Here is a 25945-nt window from a genome sequence, read left to right on the forward strand (position 1 = left end):
CTTAATGGCAGAAGTCTAATTTTGTGTCCTTCTTGCATAATGCCTTTTTGATTTCAGAAATTTCCTCAACTTGCTGTTTGAGAGCTTTATTCTCTTCCTTAAGTGAGGCAATTTCGCGCTTTTGTTCTGCAAGGTCTGCTTTGATTCCCGAAAGCGAAGTGTAAATCTCTTTAAAGGCTTCGATCATCGGACCGATCAATTTCGTGTAAGCGACAGATTTGAAACCTTGATCGTCTCCTTCGACTGCTTCAGGGAAAACGCGTTCGACTTCCTGAGCGATAACTCCCATGTCTCTTTTGTGTGTGAATTTAAGATCGGGACGGACTTCGTGCTGCCAGTCGAAAGTGACTCCTCGCAAAGAGGCAATTTTCTTAAGTGAATCTGGAATGATTTCGATATTTTTCTTTAGACGTCTGTCAGATAGATTTTCCCACGCGTTTGTTCCCCCTGAAGTACCGTTAACGTAAAACAAACGTGGGCCCACATTGGTGCCGATGCCAACATTTCCATTTCTATCAATTGCAAAACGCGTGGTCATAGTAGCAGCGGTATCCGAAGTGCCTGCGGTAGCGCCCGTTTGAATATAGAAGTTTCCGGTGCTAGGAGTGTATCCTATACTTCCTGGGTATCCAGAGGCGCCACCGTAACCTCCATAGCGAAGTGCGCCGTTGTGATAGGCATTGAAAAAGTGCACAAGATCACCACCGGTATGGAAGAAATGGCCTTTGTTAATTTCAAGTGGTTGGCGAGGGGCATTCGTGCCTAAACCAACATACCCGTTGAAGTAGTTATCTGCAGCGGAATCTGTTTGATAGAGGCCGTAGCGATTAGTGACTGTTGCTCCGGCAGATCGGGTGGCAAGATAAATGTCATACATGTTGGTAATTGTCCCGGTCGTCGCATACGGATTGATCACAAGTCCATAGGCGTTGGTTGTGATCGGCGTATTTGCAGGGATGGTGTTTTCGTGACCATATCCAATTGTGGCACCTCTAATCGAAGTCACAGTCCCATTGTCAGTGTTCGCTGCATAACGATTGCGTGACACGTTGATCCACATCGCATCAGAATTTGAATTTACTGTCACACCGGATGGGACGTTAAAAGAGAGTCCGGCTGAAAGAGCCTGTGAAGCCAGAGTGGAGTTTGAAGGAGGCGTAACCCGCATCCAGGTTCCAAAAGATCCGAATGTTCCAGTTGTTGCGGTGTTGTTGTATAAAGCATTGCTATGAGTGTTAGTTTCTATCGTTGCAAATTCAGTTGGGAAGGTGGTTTTGTCACCTAGTAGTGCACCACCAAAAACAGTCAGCGGAGCTGTCGGAGCAGTCGTCCCGATTCCCACTTTGCCAGGCTCCGTGATGTGAAAGTTTGGTGAGTAACCTTTGTGTCCCAGACTTAGGCGTCGCAGTGATGAATCCGTGGAGTTATAGTTGTATTCGATGGAGCCGGCTTGGTAATTTGCATAGTCCTTACCAACCAGGATATTCATTTTGCTATATGTATCCCCAATGTTCGGAGCGAGAGCGGCCAAAGTGGTAAGGCCAGAAATATTTGATTTTAGATTTTCAAATCTGACCACCGGCTTTGAACCATCAGGTAGTGTTTGGCTGACATTTAGAAGTGTCGTTGGTGCCGAGGTTCCGATACCAACTGATCCGGCGGAGTTCACAACAAAAGGCAAAGTGGCATGATTGTATCTTAAGGCATAACTGTTGGTAATGCCTGTGACTGCGGAGATATCATCAATATTCACACCTGCATATGTATCGATAGTGCCAGTATTTGTGGGAGCAAGTACTTCCACAGCTCTTGCAGTTGTCACTGCTCCGCCAGTGTTTCTTACGCGTGCGGAAACACCATCCACTGTCGTTGTGGTTCCTGCTGCCGTATTGATGTGAGAATCCGCGTAAACGGCAGCCCCCGCTGTGAAGTTATTGTTGGTTTGAGTGCTCGTATTCTCAAGCCCGAAGTATCCGCCGTAAATTCCATTACAAGTTGAGTTGGTGTTGATTTCGCATTTTGTAGAGGACTTAACACCCGAAACCGTTGAGCCGTAACCTCCGGGCCAGTAGCGCACGCCCACTCCGGCATAATATCCGGCATTGTCTGAAGCAGCGAAAGGCAATTGCAAGCTGACCAGATCCGAGCGAACCGCATAGTTTTGTCCTGAAGGGGATGGGTACCCTGTTACATGGAACTTACTTGTCGGAGTCGCCGTGTTCAGACCCACGTTTGTTGAACTTACATTCAACGGTGAGTTCGCAAGCGTCGCAGCCGCGCTATAATAAGGCACATACCCCGCAGTACCTGAACCGGCCAGTGTGCCTGAAGGTAGATCCGTTGAGGCAATGGCTCTGAATGTTGGAGCAGCAGATCCTGCCGTGGGTCCTGCGAAAATCAATCCTGCAGATTGTGCAGCAAAGTTTGCTCCACTGACGGAAATATTTGTACAAGCAAAGGTATCTGATGGAGTTTGCCAAACCAAAGTTTGCGAAGCCGTACAGCTGTTGGGAATTTGTGCTAGTCCCGCAGAAGATTTTAGATCAGCAAAATTGAAATACGAAGCGGTCCAGTTTGTAGAGTTCCAGCGTAGCACCTGGGCTGCGCCTGTTCCGGACGAAATGGAAATTGCCGGAGTTGAAGTCCCGGTGGCAACCGCCAGTGGTGCAGTTGCAGAAACGGAAGTCACAGTTCCCGCGCTTGGGGTGATCCATTTAAGGCCGCCGGCTTCAGCGCTGTCGGCGGATAGAATCTGTCCGTTGGTTCCGACTCCCAGACGAATATTGTTGGTGCCGTCACGGGTGAGTAGATCACCTTTTATCGAAAGGGGACTTAAAGCATTGAAGCCGGCTGTCGCGCTAGATTGACCGGTACCCCCTTTGGAGATCGGAACTACTGCGGAAAGGGCAGAAGGACTTAGATTCGTCAAAGCGGAGCCGTCGATGGCTGGAAGTTTAGAGGAGGCATCCAGTTGAACGATTTGGTTCGCTCCTGTTCCAGCGTTGACAGCGACAGTGACTGCGCCAGATGTACCGCCTCCGGTAAGACCCGCACCTGCTGTCACTCCCGTGATGGTGCCACCTGTACCTGAAGCAGAGCCGACAAGATCCCATGTGGTTCCGTTGTCGCGGTAAATTTCTTTTGTATCTGTGGAAATATAAATATTGCCGGCAGTTCCAGCAGCACCTTTGGTGGCGTTAGTCCCAGATTTAAAACCTGGAGTGCCGCCCAGATTTCTGATGGCGTCAGTAATTCCATAACCGCTTAATGTCGTCGGTAACCCACTGGTGATTTTTGAAAAGTCCAACGAAGGAATATCAGCTGCTGAAAGAGAAGTGCTACCAGAGGTTACGCGACCTTGGGCATCTGTGGTGACTTTCACATAGGTACCAGCGGTGCCAACATTGGCAAGGCTTAGTGACGGGGTTGTAGTGCCGGTTGCGACTGTGATTTGACCAGCGGTCCCGGAGACTGAAGTGACAGTGCCGGAATTGGCAGAATCTGCGGCTGGTGCCCACTTCGAACCATCAAACTTAAGAACTTGTCCATTGCTTGGAGCAGTAGCATCGACATCCACACCTTGAACTTTTAGTGCATTTCCAAATCGGGAGTCGTTACCAGCGGCAACAGTATTTGCACCAGTGCCAACATTCAATGTCAGAGCGGGCGTGGAAGTGCCGTTGATAATAGTTAAATAGGAATTTCCTGAAGTCACATTGGTGACTGTTCCGCCCGCAGCGCCAGTGACGCCAGCGCAACTAAAGGTGCCGCTGGTGTAAGTTAAAAACGTATCAGCAGGACAGTTGGGAATCGTGATTTTTTCGACGAATTCGGTCGCGGTTTTACCACTTAAAGTATTTGCAGACAGAGCAGTTTTTGCATGAGCAGCATAAGGCACAGAACGAATTTCTGTTTCAGGAGTGATTGAGTTCCAGCCCACTCCGTCGTGGAATTTAACATACAACAAACGACCATGTTGTGCGGATGGTGTGTAAGAACCAGAGACATTGTTGCTGCCATCCCCGCAATCCAAAGCAGTTGAGTTATTGAAAATTTCCATCAGGCCAACAGTAGGGGATGGTGGAAATAGTTTTGTACCAGAGCCAATCGGCACATCAAACACACCACCTGTACCAGTCAGATTCACGCCGTTCTTTTGTTCGCGATAAATTACGCAGTTTCCGTTTGGATTGGTGATTTCAAAAATAAAGCTAACGCTATTGTATTCCAATGGCTGGCCATCGGGTTTTAGGATGCGACCTTGGTACGACAAATTGTCGACTGCCCCCCAGACGGGAGCGGCCAAGGTGCTTATCAAAATGAGAATTAGGGACGTACAAGTTCTCATATTTACTGTATCGGATGTTCGGGGAACGACAAGAGCCCTTAATATCGAATGCGAGTGGTAATTTCATTGGTTTAATGAAACTTGCTGAAAGTGGGGCTCTTTAAAGGAGTATTAGAAGGATTTTAGTCTCGTATTGATCGTTAGAGCGGTTGCTATAATGACGGCTCCAATGATTTGCAATGAGGTCAGGGACTCGTTGAAAATCACCACTCCCAGAATCACCGCAGTGATCGGTTCGATCATCATCAATAAAGCGACTTCAGAACTTTTCAATTTTTGCAAAGCTGCGAGCTCCATCGTCAGCGGAATGATTGTGCTGATAATGGCGATACCAAAAATCGCTGAGGCCTGAGTCGAAGTTAAGTGCGGAATGTTTTCGAAATGCGGATGATGGAATAAAGCCAGAGCAATGGCTCCGAAGGTAATCACATAAAGACTGGATGTGATGGGACGGACATCTTTTTGCGCTCGTCCCGAAACCAGCACGTAAATCGCATAACTGATTCCTGAAAGCAGACCCGCCAGAACAGCCCAGGCATTGCGAACCTCAATATGCCCCCACAAAAGCAAGACCAATCCAGCCGAAGCCCCCACCAGACAAAAAGCCTCGTTGCGGGAGATTTTATCGTGAGTGAACATGTGCGAAAACACGTTCACCCAAAATGGATAGGTGTAAAGCAGAAGAGCCGCCAGTGTGACACTGAGCCCGTCAATGGCCGTGAAATACAAGGTTGAGAATAGTCCGTAACCGAAAATACCCAGCAGGGCTGCGATGACTATTTGTTTGAGTGAAAGTCGAATCCACTGCGGTCTGAACAGCAGCATGAAGATCCACATTAACATGGCTGCCAAGGTGAATCGGTAAGTAAGAAACTCGCCCACGGTAAGGCCGGAGTTGAAGGCGACTTTACCAAAAACGCCCAAAAAACCAAAACCCACGCTGCCAATGGAAATCTCGATAATTCCGCGGAGTCGTGGGTTTAGTTTATTCATAAATTACTTTTTTGAACCTTTGGGACCTTTGGGAGCGATCAACTTACCACCAGCATATTTCTTTTTGCCGGCGCACATTTTCTTCTCGCGTGCTTTTTCTTTTTCCGCAGCTGTCTTTTTCATAGCTGGAGCACGGCCCTTGTAGGAATTCTTTTTAACTTTTAAATCTTCCGGATCATCCGCTAGGAATACGCGTTCTGCCGCAACGTCATTGATGAACATCAACTCGCCAGCTTTCATCGCACCCATACGCAAACGACCAATCGCCACACGTTGAAGTCTCATGACGTCGAAACCGATTTTAGCGAACATCTGACGGATCTGACGGTTTTTACCCTCTGTGATCACGATTTTGTACCATTCGTACTTTTCAGATTTGTTGTCGCCAGACTTTTTGATTTTTTCAATATGACGGGCAGAAACTTTACCGCCAACGATAGACACACCATCTTTCAATTTTTGAAGGTGGCGAGGCTCGGGCTTACCATCCAACTTAACCAGGTAAGTTTTCGTTACTTCCTCTTTTGGATGTGCAACTTTGTTCGCATAATCACCATCGTTCGTCAAAAGGATCATGCCTTCAGAGTCCCAGTCCAGACGGCCCACTGGGAATACGCGCGAAGGAACATCGCCAAGGTATTCAGCAATTGTTGGGCGACCTTCTGGATCGTCCATCGTCGTCAATACGCCAGCTGGCTTATTGAAGATAAGGTAAAGTTTTTGTGAAAGTGGTTTACGAAGGACTTTGCCATCAACCAGGATTTTGTCGTGCTGAGGGTCTACCTTAACGCCAAGCTCGTACACGCGCTTTCCGTTTACAGTGACAAGACCTTCTTCGATCATTTTGTCGGCGTGGCGGCGGGAAGCCAAGCCACTGTCGGCAATTAGTTTATTAAGTCTAACTCTTTGAGAGGTGTTATCTTCAGACATTCTTCATCAGCCTCAGGTAATTGTTGAGTGATCAATATATCACTGCTGAGGGCAGATGAGGAGTTATTCTTGCGATTCGCCTCAATCAGGGCGTGGCGGAGGTCTCGAGCCAACAAAGTGAGTAATTTATCCCCTAAAAACACGTTCTCAAGGGCTGTATCGGCCTTACCCAAGATGATCGAAGACCATTTTGCGGCCTCATTATCACCCTGTTGAACCAGATTGCAGGTTCTTTCCAGCTGGCTGATCAAATCCTGATAATAAGGATCTGTACGGCGATCGATAAAGAACTGCTCCAGGCGTTTGATCGGGAACAGAATGCGAGTTTGTTCCTGCAAAGACTCGTTTTTGATTTCCATCAGTTTTTGGAAAACATAACCGCGCATCAAGACGCCAGAAACTTTGTCTTTGCTCACGCGGAATTGAGCGGTGATATAAGGTGCCACCTCGATCTTATGATCATGATGGGAGCTCAATTCCAATTCAGGATTGTAGTAAAGCACCAAATCCTTGCGCAAAGGTTCCAATGAACCGCCGCGAATCGTGAATTTTCGGTCAAAGGTGCGAACTTCCAAAGATTTGTCAGATCTTAGGATGATGGCTACGACTCTTTTGTTTTGATCAGGAAGGATGCGGAACTTGTCGCCTTCCTCGCATTGGGATTTAACGTGTGAACTCACTGCGTCAATTAGATCCGAGAAGTGTTCAATCTCGATGATCTGCATGTGTTGAGGAAAACGGATCGGCGAAAGGTCGAATTTTTGCTGATAAAGGCGGTTGAAGTTTTCCAACAAGAACTGAACTTCATGCCCCAATTGCTGCTTATTTGAAGCCCAATGCGGGTAATCCATGCAGTAATTGAAGAACATTTCGATCAATTCAGGCGTCAACGAGTCGTCAGGATGCGGAAAGCCCCTAAGGAAGTTATAAAATGACAAACGCGTGGGCGTATTCTGGGGATTTAGATCTGAAACGAACTTCAGCAGCTGGCCGACTTTTAACATGGGCCTAACGTATGAACATTTGAATTTTCTGTCCAGAAAAAATATGATGTTTCTAAGAGCGTCACATCAGTACCCAAGGAGGGTCGGAAGTATGCACAAAGAATTAAATCCCGAATTATTTGGCGAAAAGAAGATCAGCAAGAGCTCCGGCCTGGAAACAGCGACCTCCATGGGTTCTACGGGAACTAACTATTTGAACACGGACCGCCAGATCTTTGAACTTAAAGCTCAAAATCAGGCTTTGGCCGACCAAATGAACAAGATCGTTTCCACTGTGAACGAGCTGATCAAAAGCTCCAATATCAAATTTGACCGTAATCAGCAGCAAATGACCCGTTTGGAGCAAAGCCACAATGGCCTGGCGACAGAGGCAGGTCAAAAAATCACACAATTGTCCCAACGTGTGAACGAGCGCAAAAGCCTGGATTTGAAAGTTCAGGAAATGGTCGATCGCCATAACAATATCATCAAAAGCTTTGAAGTCCGCATGAATCACTTGCAAAAGCTATTGTCTGAAAAAGAGGCACAAATGATTTCCTGCCAAACAGCCCTGAATGAGGCGAAAATGGAAATCGCCCGCATGAAGCGTCTGTAGTATGGAAAAGGAGCTGAATCGCCAAATTCCTTGGTGGACTTGGATAGCTCCAATTTGCATTTTAATTATGGCTCGGTTTACCGGGCCATTTGTATTTATGAAGCCAGGATTTTATCTCATATACCTGCCATACCTGGTCGGCTCCGTTCTTGTTCTTTGGTGGGGGCCCCGAGTCGTCCTGGGAGTTAGTATCGCAAGTTTGGTGGGTTCTGCTTTTGGCACTCATCTGGATCAGTTGGGTATAGCACTTTTGGCAGTTGCAGAAGGGCTGAAGGTTTATCTGGGCTGGTGGTTCTGGAAATACTTGAAGGTCTATCGCCGCAAGTTGTTTAGGGTCGGACCACTTTTCTATTTTTGGATTATGGTTTTTGTCATCCCCAACTTCATCGGCAGTTACATTCTTATGGCAGTTTTGACCTTGGGTGGAGTTTTCTCTCAAGATAAGTTTGTTGTCGACTATTTACAGATGTCTTTGGCGGACACCTTCATGACGTTGGTTCTAAGTTTGCCTCTTTTTATTTTCCTAAGTCATTGGATGACGCAAAAAGGGTGGACTCGTTGGAAGAGATCCCCCTTTGAAAATCTTCCGTAAATTCGCAGATTGCCACAGAACAGTAGTTTCAAAATCGTAAGGTGTTTCCAAATGGCAGACAGCTTACAAATACCAGATGCGATTTGTATCGGTAATTTTGTTTACATTAATTTCTACAATGATGTCTTTAAACGTAATTGCTGCGACTTCCGGCGAGACGTTCAAGCCTATTACTATTCGCTATAGGCAGCGTGCTCCATACATTGTTAAAAAATGGGGAGAGCTATCTGGTCCCTGTGGGGAAGCAGTTATCAAAGCATTTAAAAAAGCAAAAATCGACTTTCACACCGCAGAAACTCCCTTTCTTAGACAAATGGCGCAGTTTCTAAGTAATGGCGAACCAATTTGCTCGATCGGTTGGTTGAAAACTGCGAAGCGGGAAGAATTCCTAAAGTTTTCTGGTCCAATTTGCGAAGATGGCCCTTGGGTCGTTGTCGGGCATAAGGGGACAATCAGTCCGTCGGTGAGTTCGGTGTTAACACTGTTAAAGAATCCGGAACTCAAAATTGCACGAAGAACTCATTTTTCTTTCGGTGAGGATTTGGATGGCTTAATCGAAAAAAACTCAACACCGATCATCAATATCGATAATCCGGAATATAAGCAGGTGCTCGATATGATTCTTGCGGGGCGAGCGGATTATACACTCCTTTCGGAGCGAGAATTCCTGGATCTAACCGAGAAGCATAATTTCCATATCAAAGACTTTACCGTTTTAAAACCAGATGACCTCAAAGGTCCTCATTTACGTTACATGGTTTGCACTAGAGGTGTCCCAGATGCAGTTATTAAAAAATTTAATAAGGCTGTATCTAGTATCAACCAATAGTTAACAAAATCTCCACCGCTTCCTGACAGTACCTTGACGGTGAAAGCTTGTTTTCTTAGTAAACCCTTGGTCCAATTTATTTAAGCACATTTAGATGTTTTACTCTGGAGGATCTACGGATGGAGTTCTTTCGTCGTGACTTTTTAAAGTTGGGACTTACACAAGCTATTGCAGCGACAGTGGCAGTTCCCGCATTGGCGACTGGTGGTCAAGAGGACCGCAACGATGATGGTTTGCTTTTCTACAATTATCTGCGGGACACACCCTCTATCCTTCAGGGGGCGACTGATTCCACGCGCACGCAGTTTTCGATTCAGCATCATCAGAACTTGAAGTTTAATATCGTTGCCAGAAATCAGGCGGGGGCCATTTGGCAGCCGGATAAAATTGAAGTGCTGACCCAGCCTTACAGTCCTTATTCGATCACGAAAGTGTTCTTTTCAAATCTGCACTTGGGCGAAGTTTTCTTCCTGGATCTATTGGGAGCGGCTGACGAAATTATCGAGCGTCGTGAGTTTAAAACTCTGGATTTGATGAAGCCAACTTTGCGATATGCTCTTTGCTCTTGCATGGATGAGGGCCGTCACGAGCCAGAAATCTGGAGAAATTTGATATCACAAAACCCAGATGTGATTTTCTTTATCGGCGATGCAGTTTATTGCGACAAAGGAACCAGCCCCTACGCGAAAGGTGATCCTCGTCGTTTGTGGGGACGGTATACTGATGCCCGTCGTATTCTGGAAGTCTACTATTCAAAAAGATTAATTCCGGTATTGGCAACGTGGGATGATCATGATTTTTCCGGAGACGATGCCAACAACTCTTCTCCAGAATATGTGCTGGCAGCGCAACAGAATTTCCTGTCATTCTTTGCGCAAAGTGAAGGTCACAGCGAAGGGTATACTCAAGGACCGGGGGTGGCTTCCGCATTGCGTGCAGGTCAGCATCAGTTTTTACTGATGGATGATCGCAGCTGGCGTTTAACCAAGGAATCCCCGGATCGTTATGCACATTGGGGTAAAGAGCAGGAAGAGTGGGCTTTGCAAATGATTTCCTCGTTTGAGGGGATTACTTGGGTCATGAATGGCAGTCAGATTGTTCCGCAGATGATTTATAAGGAATCCATGTCCAAGCACAAAGGCCAATTCAATGGCTTCACCAGTGCTTTGCGCAAGCTTTCCAAGAAGGTAGTCTTTGCTTCCGGGGACGTGCATTTCAGTGAAGTTTCAAAAATTGAACCGGCCTTGGTGGGATATCAAACTTACGAAATCACTTCCAGTGGTTTTCACAGCAAGTGCTTCCCTGGTATTGATGTGATTTCGAAACATGCGCGACGATTGATGAGCACGACGGCTCAGAACTATGTTTTGATCGATTCGGTTTATCAAGGGGATAAATTCTCGGCAAATGTTTACAGTTGCTCTGCACGAAGCAAAGTGAATTTCTCGACACAGATTACAGTCTAAAGAATTTAAGGACGAAGCCACTTGGTCACGTCGATCGGCGTGTACCAAGAATGGAAGATGCTGTGATCTGGGAAGTTAGTGGATGTACCCCAGCATTTCATGGTTCCGTCGGCCAGAACCGCACAGCTTCCATTGCGACCCACGCCCACCATGGTGTAATTTTCTCCACCAAAAACTTGTGTTGGGGTTGCCGAGTTGCTGCCCGTACCGTTACCACCGGTGCCTTGAGTGGAGTTGTCACTCGTTCCCCAGCAGTACCAGGAGCTATTGGAAATGCGTTTCGCGCACATGTTAACACCATTACCGGCAAGATCACTGTAGGCGGCACTGAGGGTGATCTCAGTCGGAGCTGTTCGGTTGGCGTTGGTACCATTTGTGGAGTGGAAGTTACTGCCCCAACAATAGATTTTTTGATCGGTACCAAGTCCGCATGTGGCAGCGGATCCATTGGCAGCAGATGTTGCGATGCTGGTGAATTTTAGTCCGCCTGAAACTGCGACAGGCGCGGTTCGCATCGTGTAAGTTCCATCGCCAATTTCAGCGTAGGAATTGTATCCCCAACAGTACATATCATTGCCTTGGGTTAGTGCGCAGGTATGCGAAGCACCAGCTTTAACTGATATATATTTGGTTCCAGATGAAATGACGGTCGGGGTGGCGACTGCAGTTGTTGTGTAGCCTACACCCACTTGGCCGAAGCCGCTGTTGCCCCAACATTTTAGATCATTATTAATGGTAATTGCACATGTGTGATAGTTGCCGGCAGTCACATCAATATAGCGATTGCTTCCGTCCACAATATAAGGAGTGACTTTGTCCCAAGTCAGTCCTGAAGTTCCGCTTCCGATTTGGCCGCTGGTGTTCATGCCCCAGCATTTCAGTGTTTGGTCTGTGGTGATGGCGCAGGCGTGATTGCGCCCCACAGAAACTTTTGAATATTCTTGTCCGCGGTCCAGCATGACAGGGCTTGGCCTATAAAGTTTTGAGTCGTCGCCGATGGACCAATAGACACCGGAATCATCCACGTTTTTTCCCCAGCACTTTAGTTGGTCCGAGGTTGTGATTCCGCAGCCGAAACCACCCATCGAGACGGTTTTATATTTTTGTCCCACATCGGCTTCACTCGGGGCCCAGCGTGAAATTCCGGAGTCATCCCCCAAACCTAAATAATCAACTTCACCCCAACATTTTACGCGACCATTTGTAGTCACCCCACAAGTATTTTCACCATTGGCTATTTTGGAGTAGGTTGAAGAATCCGAGATAGGTGTCGGTATCAGATTGGTGGCTGTTAAAAGATTATTTCCGTTACCCAATAGCCAACCGAAGGTAATATTCGCAGAGTTATTAGAGTTTGAACCCCAGCAATTCACAGTTCCATTGTCTACAATAGCGCACGCTGTATTCGCGCCAACGCTGATGTCTGTGTAAGTGGCTCCTCCATTTACTGGTGTTGGAGAAATTCTGTTGGTCGTCGAATTGTCACCCAGATATCCGAACCCATTGGCACCCCAGCAAGACACGATACCTGTTGAATCCAATGAACAGGTGTGGGCCTGTCCCGAGCTATTCCAATTGATAGAAAACTTTGAAACGCTGGTAGCTGTAGGCGCTGCGACTGGAGGATCGACGCGAGTGCCGCTGGTAGTACCATTTCCAAGTTGACCATAGGAATTTCCGCCAAAGCAATACAGCTCGCCAACGTTGTTCAGAGCGCAAACGAAGTCATAGCCAACGTCGACTGCCGTGAATGGATTTGCACCACCCGGATTGACCAGGGTGGGGGTCGTCCAATTTCCACCGGCAGTTGTCACGTTCTGACCCCAACAATAAACCTGTCCGGCCTTGATCGCGCAGGTTGTATTTACGCCGATTCCAACAGTTGAATAGCCGGTGCCGATTGTTACTGGAGTTAATGCATAGCCTGACGGATTGTTTTCGCCGGTTCTATAGTTGGAGCGGTTGCCCCAGCATTGCAAATCTCCGGCTGTGGTGACCGCACAGATATGCCATTCTCCAGGCGCCACTTGCGTGTACGATGTACCCGAGTTCACAACTGCAGGAATAGTTGTTCCAGCTTCAGAACTTCCGGTACCTAGTCCCCCGCCGGAGTTATTACCCCAACATTTCAGAACACCACCCGTATAAATCGCACAGCGCATTTTCTTTTTGCCAGCCAATTGTAGAATGCTGTCCGGCGAAGGGTTGTTGAGATCTTTAATTGTCACGCGACTTTGATAGTTCTTGGTAAATCGCGCAACCGGAGTATCTGCATAGCTGAAGTTAATCTGGAAATTCTTACTGATCGTGGAGGCGTTTGAAGACACCGTAAAAGGAACAGATACTGACGTGGTGTTTGCAGTCAGTGTGACAGTTCCCGAGGACGGTAGCGTATGATCCACCCCAGCCGCTGCGTCGCCGGTAATTGAGTAAGTTAAATGAATATCATAAGGCTTTGCCACCGTGGAATTGATCGTAAACTGTTTTGCTGAGCCATCGTTTTCATCGATGAGTTGTTCAGTTTCAGCCAAACTTAAATTGGTGATTGTCGTGTCATAGTAAAAGACCGAGCTGGATGGTGTATCCACATTGGCCCAGCCCGCACCATCAGTTACAGAAGTTGCTTTTAAGGATACTGATTTCGCGCCCGGTCCCGACGGTGTGAAAGTCAGATAGTACAAACTGCCAACTCCAATTGGTGTGCCCAGGGTTCCGCCAGTCACATTGAAATCTGAAGCTGTTAGACCCGTGACATTTTCGCTAAAGCGAATTGTTAATGGAATTGGGGATTCAAATGCCGCGATACCCACGTCACTGGTAATCGTCGAAGTTGGTGGCGTAATATCGTAAATGCTTGAGTGCGTATTAGAAACCGTTGATGTGTTGCCAAAGCTATCGCTGGCAGCAGCATTCGCAACCGTCACGCTGAATGTTCCTTCTGAAGACGGTGTGACCGTGATCGAATAGGTAGTTCCGCTGCCTGAAACCGATGCCGTGGCGTTGACTAAGGTCAAATCTGCATCGGTAAAGCCTGTGACTGATTCACTAAATGTCGCCGTGACCGTTAGGGGAGAAGTAATCGAATAGGATGCCAATCCCGTTAATGCTACACTCGGGCGAGTTCCGTCGTAACTGATGTTCAATGAACCTGAAGTATTGTTTTTTCCAGCGCCGTCCTGGAAGCTGCTTGCGGCCACAGATACAGTGACAGTGCCATCAGCAGTGGGAGTTACATCGGCTGTCCAGTGAGTGCTGTCAACGCTGGTAAAGTTGCTAAGCGTACCATTCGTGACCGATACATCCGCTGATGTGAAGCCCGTAACCGCTTCGTTCGTTTCAAAAGTCACCGCGATGGGTGAAGTGTTCGTGGAAGGGGCCTGCGCAGATGCGATCGTGATCGACGGAGCTGCCGTATCGTAGTACCAAGTCAATGTATTGGAGGCTGGGTTGTTATTTGCTGCCGCATCGGCAACCACTCCTGCAGGCAATTGAATCGAAGCGCTGCCTTCAGCATTCGCTGTTGCCGTCAAAGTATAAGATGAGCCGCTTCCTGTTAAAGAACTTAAAGTTAGATTCGTTGTGGTGAAATCTGCTAATGCCAAACCAGTGACGGATTCACTAGCGGTCACCGTAATTGTGATTGCCGCAAGTGTTGTCGGACTTGATTCCGTTTTTGAAAGTGTCATTGTCGGTGCGGTTGCATCGTAATGAACCGTTAGCAGGTTGGAAGTGGATGATTGATTTGAACTTGCATCCACAGCTGCATTGTTATTCACACGCGCACTGATATCCCCAGGCGCAGTAGCTGTCAGCGTAAAGCTATAAGTATCACCGCTGCCGGTGAAGCCGGTGACGGTTGCATTTGTTAAAGTAAGATCGGAAGCATCGAATCCAGTGACAGCAGCTGAAAAGCTGACATCCACAGTGATAGAGGCCGTGTTCGTGTGAGTTCCTGCCGTCGTACTTAATGTAGGTAGGGGACGATTCGAGTTAAATACTATAGATAAGCTGTTTGAAACTGTATTGTTGTTGCCGGCCAAGTCGGTCGTTTGGTTTGCGCGGTATTGAACACCTACTGTAGTCATGTTGGAAGCGGGTGTGATTTCAGCAGAGTACGTTTGCCCACTGCCTGTGATATTGTCGACAGTTCCATTGGTTACCTGGAAATCGGCGGCCGTCGGTGCAACCACATTTTCATCAAAGACCAATTCGATTTGTAGGGGGCTGACATTAGTCGGGTTAGCGCCCAGATAACTTATTGCTGCTTGGGGTGCTGTCACGTCACTAATATAAGACAAAGTATTTGAAGCTTCGTTATCCAGTGCAGTGGTCTGACCGGTCGTGAAGCTTGCCGGTAATGAGATGTTCACTGCACCTTCAGTCGTCGGTGTGATTTCAATATCCCAATGAGTGGAATCAATTTGGTTAAAAGCTGTGATAGAGCCGTTGGTCACCACCAAATCTGTTGAACTTAATTGTGACAAGGGTTCGGATGAGGTGAGCTGGACATTCCACGTAGAAACGTTGCTTGAACCTGTTACCAAAGAACTGAAAGTTAGGGTGGGCGGGGTCTTGGATCCGAATCCATCAAAAATTTTTGCGTTCAGGGAGCAGGCAGAAATAATCGCGGTTCCTGCAATGATTGCAAGAGCTTGAGTTACCTTTCCAAAACATTCCGACATGACCGATTTGTGGCTCATTATGAGTACTTGTCGGAGAAAAATGGGTGTTTCTTAAGTTTTAATTACTTAGGAAATGACCTCAAATTTTACTTTGAGGCTTTCTCCATTCTTTGCAAAAACTTTTCGGCTTTCTCAAATTGAGTCAGTGTCAGACCGTCAATCCATACACCTTTAGAATTATAGAAGATAACTGTAGGAAGGCCTTGGATGTTGTACTTTTTCTTCAGCTCTTTTAATTGAGCTGAATCTTTGGTGGCATCAAACTTCAATAATACAAATTTACCGCTCAGCGCTCGCACGCGAGGATCGGTGAAAGTGTTTTCAGCAAGTTCGTGGCAGGCTGCGCACCACTCGGCCCAGAAGTCTATGATAACCGGGCGACCTTCTTTGATAGCTTGGTTTAGCGCTTCATCTGTATAAGGCTGCCAATCCATCATTTTAATTTGGTTGATTGAATTATCAGCCATCACGCGACCACGAAGATAAGGACGAAGATCGAACACGGAAAGAGCAATATATCCAATACCAACAATGAGTACTGCCTGCATGATGCCTTTTTGCATATGCTTCATCGGGGTTCCGCCACCCTTGGTTGGCAGGAAGGCTCCATAGATACTTGCAAGGATAACCAATCCCACTCCCAGTGAACCGTCGAACCAGCGTGCAGGCAAAAGAAGTTCAAGGTAGTAGTAAAACGCTGAAAGCATCAAGGTGCCCAGAATGAATTTAAACCAAACCATCCACGGACCGGAACGTGGCAAAGTTTTTACCAGCTGATTCGAAAGTCCCAGAGCGATAAAGATCAATCCCAATCCCAAAGCATAAAAGAACAGGAACAAGAATCCATAAAGCATGTTCTTCGTCGAAGCCACATAAGTTAGAATCGCGACCAACACCGGGCCCACGCAAGGACTTGCAACGATACCCGCAAACAATCCAGTCAGATAAATTCCCAAGATACTTTGCTTGTGTTTTTTGCCGCCCAGACGATTGCGCAAAAACGCAGGAACTTGAATGTCGTAAAGACCATACATAGAAAGCGCCATGGCTAAAAAGATCACGCAGACCACGGCCAAGACATATGGATTTCCAAGAGAAGCCCCAAACACACTACCACTACTTGCCGCTGCAAGTCCCAGAAGAGAGTAGGTGGTTGCTATTCCCAGAACATACACACACGAAGTCAGGAAGTTTTGCAGGCGCGAGCGCTCTTCAGAGTGATTTCCCAAAACAGCAAGAGTGATAGGAATCATTGGGAAAATGCACGGAGTGAAGCTGGTGAAAATTCCCGCAAAGAAAACGAAGATCAAACCCGCTACCATGCTGGAGCCCAGGTACTTCGAGAAATTTGCGCTGTCAAAAAAACTGCCGGTGGTTTCCGTGTGGGGTTGGGAAGGGCTTTGTAGTTGGGCGGCTCCTTCAACCATCGGCGTGACGATAGGCACCTCCAATGTTTTTGTCACCGGGAACAAGCAGAACTGATCAGTGCAGGCCTGATATGTCAGTTCCAGTTTCATCTTGTCGTATTTTTTTAAAAAGCGTGTCGGTGCTTCAATATGTGCAGAAAGAGTTCCTTCGCCCACCAAGCCGGTTCTTTCGCGTTTGGAAAACTTGTCATACCATTTGGTGATCGGTTCCAGTTTGAAAGGCGCCACCTTGAAACCATCTGGTTCATAGATCACAACTTTAAACTGATCCTCATATGCGTGAAAACCTGGAGGAAGTTTCAGTTTAAAATTCAGTGAGCCACCCTGGCCCGGGCTCCATTCATATGGAAGTACGCTAGTCTCGACCAACATCGGGTCTTTTTCGGATGCCGAAGTTTGCGCCCAAGACGATAGCCCTGCAAACATGAAAGTGGCAAGGAAAGTAACGACTATGAAAAGGTTCTGCATTGTTGCTTTCATATAATTGTCTTATTCCCTCTCCCGACCATGGGCAAGATTATTTGCGGATGACTCAATTCTAACATGTATCAAACCGATAGAGAATCTGAAGAGGTCATATTCTATGGGTTTTGTAGGTATATTGATAGTTTTTGCGACAGTGTTCGGGGGCTATATTGCCGGTCACGGTAAAATGGGCGTCATCATCGAAGCTGCCGGTCTTGAGATGGTAATCATCGGGGGAGCTGCCTTCGGTGCATACGTTATTGCCAACCCAATGAAAATCGTAAAGATGGGGATTAAACTTTCCATCAAAGCGATGACTTCGAAGGGTCCGCAAAAGTCTGACTACGTTGAACTTTTGCAAATGCTTTTCCAACTTTTCCAGGTCTTCAGAAAAGAAGGACCTCAAGGTATCGAGAAGCACATCGAGGAGCCGGAAAAGTCTGACATCTTTAAAGCTTACCCAAGCTTCATGCACAACCATCATGCCGTAGACTTTCTTTGCGACACGATGAAAGTGACTTTGTCAGCGGAGCTTTCACCATATGACGTTGATGATCTTTTGGATGCGGATATCAAAGGTATCCATGCCGAAGAACATCTTGCCCAGCATGCCGTCGCCGCCGTAGCCGGTGGTTTCCCGGGTCTGGGGATCGTTGCCGCCGTACTTGGTATCGTTAAAACCATGGGTGTTTTGACAGCAGGTACAGAGGTGATCGGTGAGTACGTTGCCCATGCTCTCGTGGGTACGATGTTAGGGGTTTTCTGTGCATACGGTTTGATCGAGCCAACAGCAACTAAAATGGCTGCTGATATCGAGGCAGAAGGTCGTTACCTGGGTTGTATCAAAGCTGCATTGGTGGCGTTGCAACGTGGTGCCCCTCCGATCGTGTGTGTGGAGTACGCTCGTCGTTCCATCATGCCGGAAGAAAGACCGACATTTGCTGAGATCGACAAGGCTACTAAAGAGATTAAAAAAGCTGCTTAGTGATTGTTTAAATGGAGTCAATGAACTGGCTCCATCTGACTTAAGGAAGAAAAATGGCAGAGAAGAAACAGACAATCGTCATCAAAAAGATCATCGTCCAAGGTGGCGGTGGACACGGGGGCTCCTGGAAGGTTGCCCTTGCTGACTTTATGACGGCCTTGATGGCCTTCTTCCTGGTTATGTGGATCGTGGGTCAGTCTGATCAAACCAAAAAAGCGGTTTCAGATTATTTCTCCACGCCATCTGTTATTGAATACAATTTCCAAAACTTCGGGGTCGAACTGACTCTTGAAAAACTTTTCCTGGATCTTTTGAACGAGCCGTTAAAAGCCTTCCAAAGTTTCATGGAGCCAATGGACAAAACTCCAAATCTATTGGATATGGGTTCCGCAAAAGTTGTTGCTGCATACATGGCTGACCAGATGAATGATGTCGCCAAAAATGTGGTGGTTTCCCCTGAAGGTTTTGATTTCGATATCCCTGATTATATGTTGTTTGAACGTGGCAGCTCTCAGCCGAATGCCAACTTTGTGAATGTCATGGACAAAATTAAAGGTGTCACTGCGGGTTTGAAGGATGCCGAAATTAAGCTGACTTCCGGATTGTTTATTCAGTCCGTGCCGGATGGCACTTCGATGTCAGCAAACCGTGTGGCCTCCCAGCGTTTGGACATTGTTCGTAATAAAATTGCGGCGTCACTTGAAAGCAGCACCGTTGCGGTCAATGGTTCGATCAGCGTGAAAGAAAAACGCGGAGAAGTGGATCCCAAGAAGCTGGTGGGCTTTATTCGTGTGAAGATCGCACAAAAAGAACTGACTTCGGATGGCCAAAAACAACGCAAACTGGATTCATTGTTTGGTGATAAGAGTGTGGATATGTCGGTGTATGATAATTTCGTGCATCAAGTATCAACTCGCCGCAAGCAAGAGGCTCAGTCCAAGAAACCTCTTCGCGAACAAGTCGATGATGAATTGAAAGATGCTGCTAAAAGCCCGTCTTCGCTGACAGAATAAAGTAAATATCGCCGGTGCCGTTCAGGTCGCCAGCTGCAGAGGTGCCGGTCACGGCACCTTCCAGAAAGATCACTCCCCAGTTGGTTCCAATCCCGGTTCGCAAATCAAAGTAACTGCTGATTGCATCTACATCCGGAGAGTTGTATCCCGCTTCATTATCCCAGATCCAGCTTGTGAAGACCTGAGTCGCTTTGCCCAATCCCAGACGCATGGATTTTTTATGGGTGCCTTCCCAGTTGCTGAAATTGTCGAACATAACACGGTAGCTGCCAAAGTTCAGATGCAGACTTAGGATGTTTCCGTTACGATCGCCATCCTGATAGTAGGTGCTGTAGGAATAACCAATGACCGCGTTGGACTCCTGGGAAAAATTAATTTTGATATCTGCATTGGCGCGCAGATTGAAATTATCATTGCTGTCTTCGTAGTTGGTGTTGGAGCCCCATAGCCCCAAACGGAACTGAGGTCCAAAATTAAACCAGAAGGAACCTTGCAAAGCAGGTGAGCCGTCGGTTTGATTCAATCCGTTTTCCACGTATTGAGACAGCAACGAAACCTCGCCGTCCATTTTAAAGGTCGGTGATGAATTCTCTGCAGCAAAGCTGTAGGAGTTAAGGCCGATGAGTGTTATGATAAAACTGATGTATCTTCGCATAGATAGTGCATTTCATTGTGAACGAAGAAACTACAAAATAAAAGAAAAGCCGTCACGGGGCTGGACCAACAGCCAAGCGGCAGGTATGTAAGGTTATGAATTTAGATCTGCCATTAGATGAATACACGTATATCGCATTTGATACTGAAACCAGCGGCGCTTATCCGGTGGGCTATGATATCGTCGAGTTCGGTGCAGTCAAATTTCATAAGGGTCAGGAAATCGACCGTCTTCAGTTTTTATTAAAACCGCGCGAGCTTATGTCTGATTTTATTATAGGAATTCACGGCATCACAAATTTGATGGTTCAAGAAGCTCCGTTAATGCCAGAAAAAATTCAGCAGATTCATGATTTTTTTAAAGGTGCTGTCGTAATGGCTCACCATGCACCATTTGATTTGGGTTTTTTGACAATTGATTTTGAAAAAGCGGGATTGCCACTGCCCATTGAACCGGCGTTGTGTACCAGTCTGCTTTCCCGTAAATGGATTCATGGTGTTGAAAATCATAAGCTGCAAACTTTGATCAAACATTTGAGCATTGATGGTGGCCAGGCACATCGTGCTTACGATGATGCTAAGGCATGCTTATATGTTGGTTTGGAATGCTTTAAAAAAATGGGCGAGGGCGCGACTCTGGCTCAGGCGATAAAAAGTCAGGGCAAACAACTGTGGTGGAAAGATTATTCCATGTATACAGTAAATGACTCTACTTTAAAGACTATGATCGAATCGATTCATACCAAAAAAGATTTGGATCTCGTATATGACGGAGGCTCAGCTAAGGGCGAAACCCGTCGCGTAAGTCCAATTGGAATCGTCCGCAATCCTGATGGGGACTATCTTATGGCCCTTTGTCAGAGAGAGAACACCAACAAGCGTTATTATCTGTCTCGCATCAAAGATGTGGGAATTGTTTATTAACCCTCACCTTGACGATAATTAAATCGGATACATGATTAACCTATGACCTTGCCATTATCGGCGAGGGAAAGGTGAAACCATGTCATTCGTATCTGGTTACCTTCCTGTTATCCCGCTCAGAAATGCCGTTCTGTTTCCCGGTGTCAGCATGCCTTTGCGGGTCGGAAGAGACCGCAGTATTCAAGCTTTGCAAAAAGCTCTAGCCAATCAAAAGTGGATCGTCTTATTGACGCAGAAAAGTCCGGAGTCCTCGATGGAGAAGCCCGAGGATATGAACACGGTCGGTACACTTTGTAAAATCGAATCCCATCGCAAAGAAGACGATGGCAGCTTTACTATTTTCGTCAATGCTCATCAGCGCATTCGTGCTTTGAACATGCGATTTGAAAATGGCATCTATGAGACTTTGACGGAAGGAATTGAAGACATTCTTGTTTCGGATCGTAAGACCGAGGAAGCCTTGCTTGAAAGCCTCAAACAGATTGCCTATGAAACCGTGGACTTGCTGGGTAAGCACATGCGCCGGGTGAAAGAGTGGATCGCCGAGATCGAGGAACTTTCGCTATTGACGAATGTTTGTGCCGCGCACGCGGATTTCACCCTGGCCGAGAAGCAAAAAATTCTGGAATCTCCAGACGTGCGTGAACGCGCCCTAAGAATTTTGGATTTGATGAAAGAACAAAAAGAGCGTCTGAAAATTCAGCTCGATATCCGTCAAAAGCTGACTGAAAATATCAATCAAAGTCAGAAAGAGAGCATCCTGCGTGAACAAATGCGGGTGATTCGTGAACAATTGGGTGATGAAGATAACAATGAGGTCACCGAGCAATACCGTCAGAAGATTCTGGCAGCCGGATTGCCGGATGAAGCATTGGTGCTGGCGAACTCACAATTGAAACGTCTGGAAAGTATGAACTCGGCTTCGCCAGAGTATCAAATCATTCGCACGCATCTGGATCTGATCACGGATCTGCCGTGGAGCAAATCATCAGCGGATCGGGAAATTGATCTGGAAAAAGCCGAGACGATCCTTAATGAAGATCACTTTGGCATGGACAAAATCAAAAAGAGAATCCTGCAGCATCTTGCTGTTATGAAGCTTCGCAAGACGCATCAGGGTTCGATTCTGCTGTTCGTGGGCCCTCCGGGTGTGGGTAAGACCTCCTTGGGTAAAAGCATCGCGCGTGCTTTGAATAAAAAGTACGTGCGCGTCGCATTGGGCGGCGTTCGTGATGATGCCGAGATTCGCGGTCATCGCCGCACCTACATTGGCGCTATGCCGGGCAGAATTATTTCCGGAATTAAGAAAGCCGGTGAAAATGATCCTGTATTTGTACTGGATGAAATCGATAAACTTTCGCGCAGCTTTAATGGCGATCCTGCCAGTGCCCTGTTGGAGACTTTGGACCCTGAGCAGAATAACACTTTTCAGGATCACTATCTGGATACGGCCTTTGATCTTTCGAAGGTGCTGTTCATCGCCACCGCGAATACCCTCGATACCATTCCAGGTCCTCTTTTGGATCGTATGGAAGTGATTGAACTGACGGGTTATACAATTGAAGAGAAAAAGAGTATCGCAAAACGCCACTTGTGGCCGAAACAGCTTGCAGAACACGGTATCGAGTTGTCTCAGCTGGAAATAACCGAAGGTGCTTTAACGAAAATGATCACGGACTACACCCGCGAAGCGGGGGTACGTGAACTGCAACGGAAGATTGCGACCATCTGTAAATACATGAGTCTTAAGATCCTGAAGGCGGATGGCCAGAAGCTGATCGTGGACCTTAATGATTTGGATGATATCTTCGGCGCAGAAAGATTTACTTCTGAACTGACGGAAACTTCGTTGCCGCCAGGAGTGGTGACGGGCCTTGCGTGGACGCCAGTCGGTGGAGACATCCTGTTCATTGAAACCGAGGAAATGCCGGGTAGTGGTCAGTTACTGTTAACCGGACAGCTGGGTGAGGTGATGCAGGAGTCTGCGAAGATTGCGATGAGTTTGCTGAAAGCTCGTCTGCCTTTGATGGATCCAACGGTGGACTTCACGAAAAAAGAAGTTCACGTGCATGTGCCTGCGGGAGCAATTCCAAAGGACGGCCCATCAGCAGGTGTGACGATGTTAACTTCGATAGCCTCGAAGCTTTTGAAGAAACCAGTGAATCCGAAACTTGCGATGACCGGCGAGATCTCACTTCGCGGAAGCGTTCTTCCAGTGGGTGGTATCAAGGAGAAAGTCATAGCAGCGCATCGGGCAGGTGTGACGGAAGTGATTCTGTGTAAGCGAAACGAGAAAGATTTGCGAGAGGTGCCTCAGGAAATCAAAGACCAGGTGAAGTTTCACTTCGTCGATAACGTCAATGATTTGCTGAAGATCGCCCTGGAAATCGATTTCCCAGCCTACAAGCTGAACTTCGACAACACCAGTCAGTTATTTCCCCGAGCCATAAACTAAAAGGTCGCGCCGGACGTGAAGACACACTAAAAGGTACGGACACACTTTCTCCAAAAAAGAAGGCCATGGGTTGAATCCATGGCCTTTGTTGTTTTTGGAGAAAGTGTGTCCGTACCTTATTCTTTGTATTCGACGACGTTGACGGTGCGTTCGGATTTAATTGTGCTGATACGTTTGTTGATTTCTTCCGCCAGGGCTTCAAGCTCTTTGAACTCATCACCTTTACGAACTTTCAACGGAGGCATAGTTTCACCCCGCATGACTCCGTAAATATATCTTTCGAAGGCATAAATTGGACCGGCAATGCGATGGGAAAGAACTTTACCCACAGCGAACGTGATGGCACAGAACGCGATACAGATAATGGTGAATGTGATCACATAGGGAACCAGAAATTTATTCAGTAGGAATTGATTGTTCCCCACCAGCTCCTGAATCGTCACACGCAAATAGGTGTAGGAAAAGACCAGACTGATCAGGGTTAAACTTAAACCCACGGCCATCATCAGGATGCAATATTTTAGCTGGAAGGAAAGATTCACCCAGAATTTTTTGCGGGAATTGTTTTCCGGCCACAAAAGTTCGCCCTCACGTATGATGGCGAAAACAATCAAGCCATAACCGACCCACTGAAGCGCATCCGCCACATTGAATGCCGGGCTGGAAAGGGAAGGAGTGCCGATGACGATAAAGTCGACAACGTATCCCCAGATAATTCGATCCGCGACGTTTCCTAGAATGCCCCCAATTAGAATTGAAAGCCCACAACGTAAAGTCAGTGACTTGATCGGCAGCAGGTACTGAATCAAGGCGTAAGTACAAAGTAGAAATGCTCCACCAGTTGAAAGTGAAACGATGCGCAGAACTGATGGTAAATCAGAAAACAGGCCTAGCATTGCGCCGTGATTGTGGTGCAATACGAAGTGCAGCGGGCCGTGGGAAATGACCGAAGTTATTTCTGTGGCCCACAATTTGGTTACGCGGTCGACCAACCAGGTCGCAACAAGAGGAAGTATAACAAATAGCCATTCGCGCTTTTTCATGCACCTCAGTCTAACAAGAGAGACTCTATTTGTTGCGGATTGATTTTTCGATCGCTACTATTGTCTAGGCGAAGTTTTTGGAGGACTCCAGATGCGATATTTATTTCTTACGGCAGCATTGATGATCAGTTTTTCAGCACAAGCGGGCTTGGATCAAAAAACCGCTGAGACAGAGATGCAGAGCCTGGCAAAAAAACACAAGGTCCAGTTGGCTGATTTGGGTATTTACGCCTCTGTTGGTGAGGGCGACACCCTGAAGGTGCTGCTCGATAACAATGGCAGCAAATTGATGATTCCTGCCTCCATCACCAAAATTGTGACAGCTTCTGCGGTGTTGGCGACTTTTCCTCCAGGCCATAAGTTCAAGACGACAATCTGGACAACCGGAGAAATTAACAAAGGGGTATTGAAGGGAAATGTCTATTTGAAAGGCGGCGGCGATCCCTCCTTCGTTTCAGAAAACATGTGGTTCTTGGTAAATGCATTTTTGCGCAATGATATTAAACGCGTCGAAGGTGACATCGTTGTGGATGATTCGTTATTTGATAAAATGCGCTACGATGAAAGCCGACAAAAAGCTCGCGTTGACCGTGCCTATGACGCTCCGGTGGGGGCGATGTCCTTCAACTGGAACTCAGTGAATATTTTTGTGCGTCCTGGAAATAAAGCCGGTGACGATGCCCGGGTTTATGTTGATCCGGAAAATGAATATATCCGCCTGGTGATGAAAGCCAAGACCACAAATGGTGGCGACAATAAGTTGCTGGCAGATCGTAAAGAAGATCCAAAATTTGACGGCGATCTTTTGCACGTTGGTGGCAGCGTTGGCAAAAACAACAAAGAGCTGGTGATTTTTAAGAACATCACTCAGCCGGACCTTTGGTCAGGTTATAACTTCAAAGCCTTTCTTGCACAAAGGGGTGTGAATGTTACGGGTGCAGTGAAAAATGGCGAAACCCCGAAAACAGCGTCCCTGGCGGCGGAAACAGACAGTAAAGCCATCGAGCAAATTGTGGCTGACATGAATAAGTTCTCGAACAACTACGTGGCTGAAATGCTGACTAAAAACATGGGAACTTTAAAGAAAGACAAGGGTGTGATGTTGGCAGATGGAATGGCCACTTTGCAGGAGCACATCCAGTCTTTGCAGATTCCCAAAGATCAGTATCACATCGAAAATCCGTCGGGATTGACTCGTGAAAATCGCATGTCTTCGTTTGCGATGTGGAAAGTCTTGCAGCATTTGCGCAATGATTTCCGCGTGCAGCCTGAGTTTCTACAAAGCCTGCCCATTGCGGGAATAGATGGAACCCTCAAAAAAAGAATGAAGGGAACCAAAGCTGAGCGCTGGGTACGTGCTAAAACGGGATACTTAAATAGCGTTGTATCATTAGCAGGTTACGCGGGTCTGGAGGACGGCAGAGTTATTACGTTCTCCTTTATTTATAATGGCTCAACGGACGAAGCGACGGTTCGACAATACTTTGATAAATTGCTCGAAAGTTTGGTAAACTGATTAAGAAGAGAACAGTAAGGGGAT

17 protein-coding genes are annotated in these 25945 nt (G+C 46.9%); 9 read left to right on the plus strand and 8 right to left on the minus strand.

All coding sequences use genetic code 11. The features are described from left to right. Position 1: 1 nt before the first annotated feature. From ACLVWU_RS02810 to ACLVWU_RS02825, 4 genes are all read right to left on the minus strand, one after another. Positions 2 to 4273: a tail fiber domain-containing protein gene (locus ACLVWU_RS02810; protein ID WP_413577102.1), complete on the minus strand. Its 4272-nt coding sequence runs from the start codon at positions 4271 to 4273 to the stop codon at positions 2 to 4. Between the two features lie 186 nt (positions 4274 to 4459). After that, positions 4460 to 5341, minus strand: coding sequence for an EamA family transporter (locus ACLVWU_RS02815; protein WP_413577105.1), 882 nt, complete (start codon positions 5339 to 5341; stop codon positions 4460 to 4462). Positions 5342 to 5344: 3 nt separating this feature from the next. After that, entirely contained in the window at positions 5345 to 6271 is a 927-nt protein-coding gene (locus ACLVWU_RS02820) for a pseudouridine synthase (RefSeq protein ID WP_413577108.1), read from the minus strand. Next, positions 6226 to 7275: a hypothetical protein gene (locus ACLVWU_RS02825; RefSeq protein ID WP_413577111.1), complete on the minus strand. Its 1050-nt coding sequence runs from the start codon at positions 7273 to 7275 to the stop codon at positions 6226 to 6228. The genes ACLVWU_RS02820 and ACLVWU_RS02825 overlap by 46 nt, the downstream gene beginning before the upstream one ends. A 91-nt stretch (positions 7276 to 7366) precedes the next feature. Between ACLVWU_RS02825 and ACLVWU_RS02830 the strand changes: the two genes are divergently transcribed. The 4 genes from ACLVWU_RS02830 (at position 7367) to ACLVWU_RS02845 (ending at position 10757) form a co-directional block, all read left to right on the plus strand. Then, the gene (locus tag ACLVWU_RS02830) at positions 7367 to 7870 is read left to right on the plus strand and encodes a hypothetical protein (RefSeq protein WP_413577114.1); all 504 of its coding nucleotides are present in this window, start codon (positions 7367 to 7369) and stop codon (positions 7868 to 7870) included. A gap of 67 nt (positions 7871 to 7937) precedes the next feature. Next, positions 7938 to 8462, plus strand: coding sequence for a hypothetical protein (locus tag ACLVWU_RS02835; RefSeq protein ID WP_413577117.1), 525 nt, complete (start codon positions 7938 to 7940; stop codon positions 8460 to 8462). Between the two features lie 97 nt (positions 8463 to 8559). Beyond that, a complete protein-coding gene (locus ACLVWU_RS02840) occupies positions 8560 to 9291 on the plus strand; it encodes a hypothetical protein (RefSeq protein WP_413577120.1) in 732 nt (243 codons plus the stop codon). Positions 9292 to 9410: 119 nt separating this feature from the next. Further along, positions 9411 to 10757, plus strand: coding sequence for a hypothetical protein (locus tag ACLVWU_RS02845; RefSeq protein ID WP_413577123.1), 1347 nt, complete (start codon positions 9411 to 9413; stop codon positions 10755 to 10757). A 5-nt stretch (positions 10758 to 10762) separates the two neighbouring features. On the opposite strand, the gene ACLVWU_RS02850 is transcribed toward ACLVWU_RS02845, so the two are convergent. Together ACLVWU_RS02850 and ACLVWU_RS02855 are read right to left on the minus strand one after the other, a co-directional pair. After that, positions 10763 to 15457 carry an Ig-like domain-containing protein gene (locus tag ACLVWU_RS02850; RefSeq protein WP_413577125.1) on the minus strand — a complete coding sequence of 1565 codons (4695 nt, stop codon included), beginning with the start codon at positions 15455 to 15457 and terminating at the stop codon, positions 10763 to 10765. Positions 15458 to 15525: 68 nt separating this feature from the next. Continuing rightward, entirely contained in the window at positions 15526 to 17346 is a 1821-nt protein-coding gene (locus tag ACLVWU_RS02855; protein ID WP_413577128.1) for a protein-disulfide reductase DsbD family protein, read from the minus strand. A 103-nt stretch (positions 17347 to 17449) separates the two neighbouring features. Here ACLVWU_RS02855 and motA point away from each other — a divergent pair, with 103 nt between their 5' ends. Then, a complete protein-coding gene (motA, locus tag ACLVWU_RS02860) occupies positions 17450 to 18316 on the plus strand; it encodes a flagellar motor stator protein MotA (RefSeq protein WP_413577131.1) in 867 nt (288 codons plus the stop codon). A gap of 53 nt (positions 18317 to 18369) precedes the next feature. Beyond that, positions 18370 to 19329: a flagellar motor protein MotB gene (locus tag ACLVWU_RS02865; protein ID WP_413577134.1), complete on the plus strand. Its 960-nt coding sequence runs from the start codon at positions 18370 to 18372 to the stop codon at positions 19327 to 19329. Here ACLVWU_RS02865 and ACLVWU_RS02870 read toward each other — a convergent pair. Then, positions 19301 to 19984 (minus strand): TorF family putative porin, encoded by a 684-nt coding sequence (locus ACLVWU_RS02870; protein WP_413577137.1) that lies wholly within the window; start codon positions 19982 to 19984, stop codon positions 19301 to 19303. The two genes, ACLVWU_RS02865 and ACLVWU_RS02870, sit on opposite strands and share 29 nt — an antisense overlap. A 95-nt stretch (positions 19985 to 20079) precedes the next feature. Between ACLVWU_RS02870 and ACLVWU_RS02875 the strand changes: the two genes are divergently transcribed. Both ACLVWU_RS02875 and lon read left to right on the plus strand, forming a co-directional pair. Beyond that, positions 20080 to 20907, plus strand: a complete 828-nt coding sequence (locus ACLVWU_RS02875; protein ID WP_413577140.1) for an exonuclease domain-containing protein — start codon at positions 20080 to 20082, stop codon at positions 20905 to 20907. A gap of 79 nt (positions 20908 to 20986) precedes the next feature. Continuing rightward, positions 20987 to 23362 carry an endopeptidase La gene (gene lon / locus ACLVWU_RS02880; RefSeq protein ID WP_413577142.1) on the plus strand — a complete coding sequence of 792 codons (2376 nt, stop codon included), beginning with the start codon at positions 20987 to 20989 and terminating at the stop codon, positions 23360 to 23362. 116 nt (positions 23363 to 23478) lie between these two features. On the opposite strand, the gene ACLVWU_RS02885 is transcribed toward lon, so the two are convergent. Continuing rightward, a complete protein-coding gene (locus ACLVWU_RS02885) occupies positions 23479 to 24405 on the minus strand; it encodes a signal peptidase II (RefSeq protein WP_413577144.1) in 927 nt (308 codons plus the stop codon). A 91-nt stretch (positions 24406 to 24496) separates the two neighbouring features. On the opposite strand from ACLVWU_RS02885, the gene dacB reads away from it, so the two are divergent. Then, positions 24497 to 25921: a D-alanyl-D-alanine carboxypeptidase/D-alanyl-D-alanine-endopeptidase gene (gene dacB / locus ACLVWU_RS02890; protein WP_413577147.1), complete on the plus strand. Its 1425-nt coding sequence runs from the start codon at positions 24497 to 24499 to the stop codon at positions 25919 to 25921. Positions 25922 to 25945 lie beyond the last annotated feature (24 nt).

The organism is Bdellovibrio sp. HCB290 (genome assembly GCF_047305925.1).
Taxonomy (GTDB): Bacteria; Bdellovibrionota; Bdellovibrionia; order Bdellovibrionales; family Bdellovibrionaceae; genus Bdellovibrio.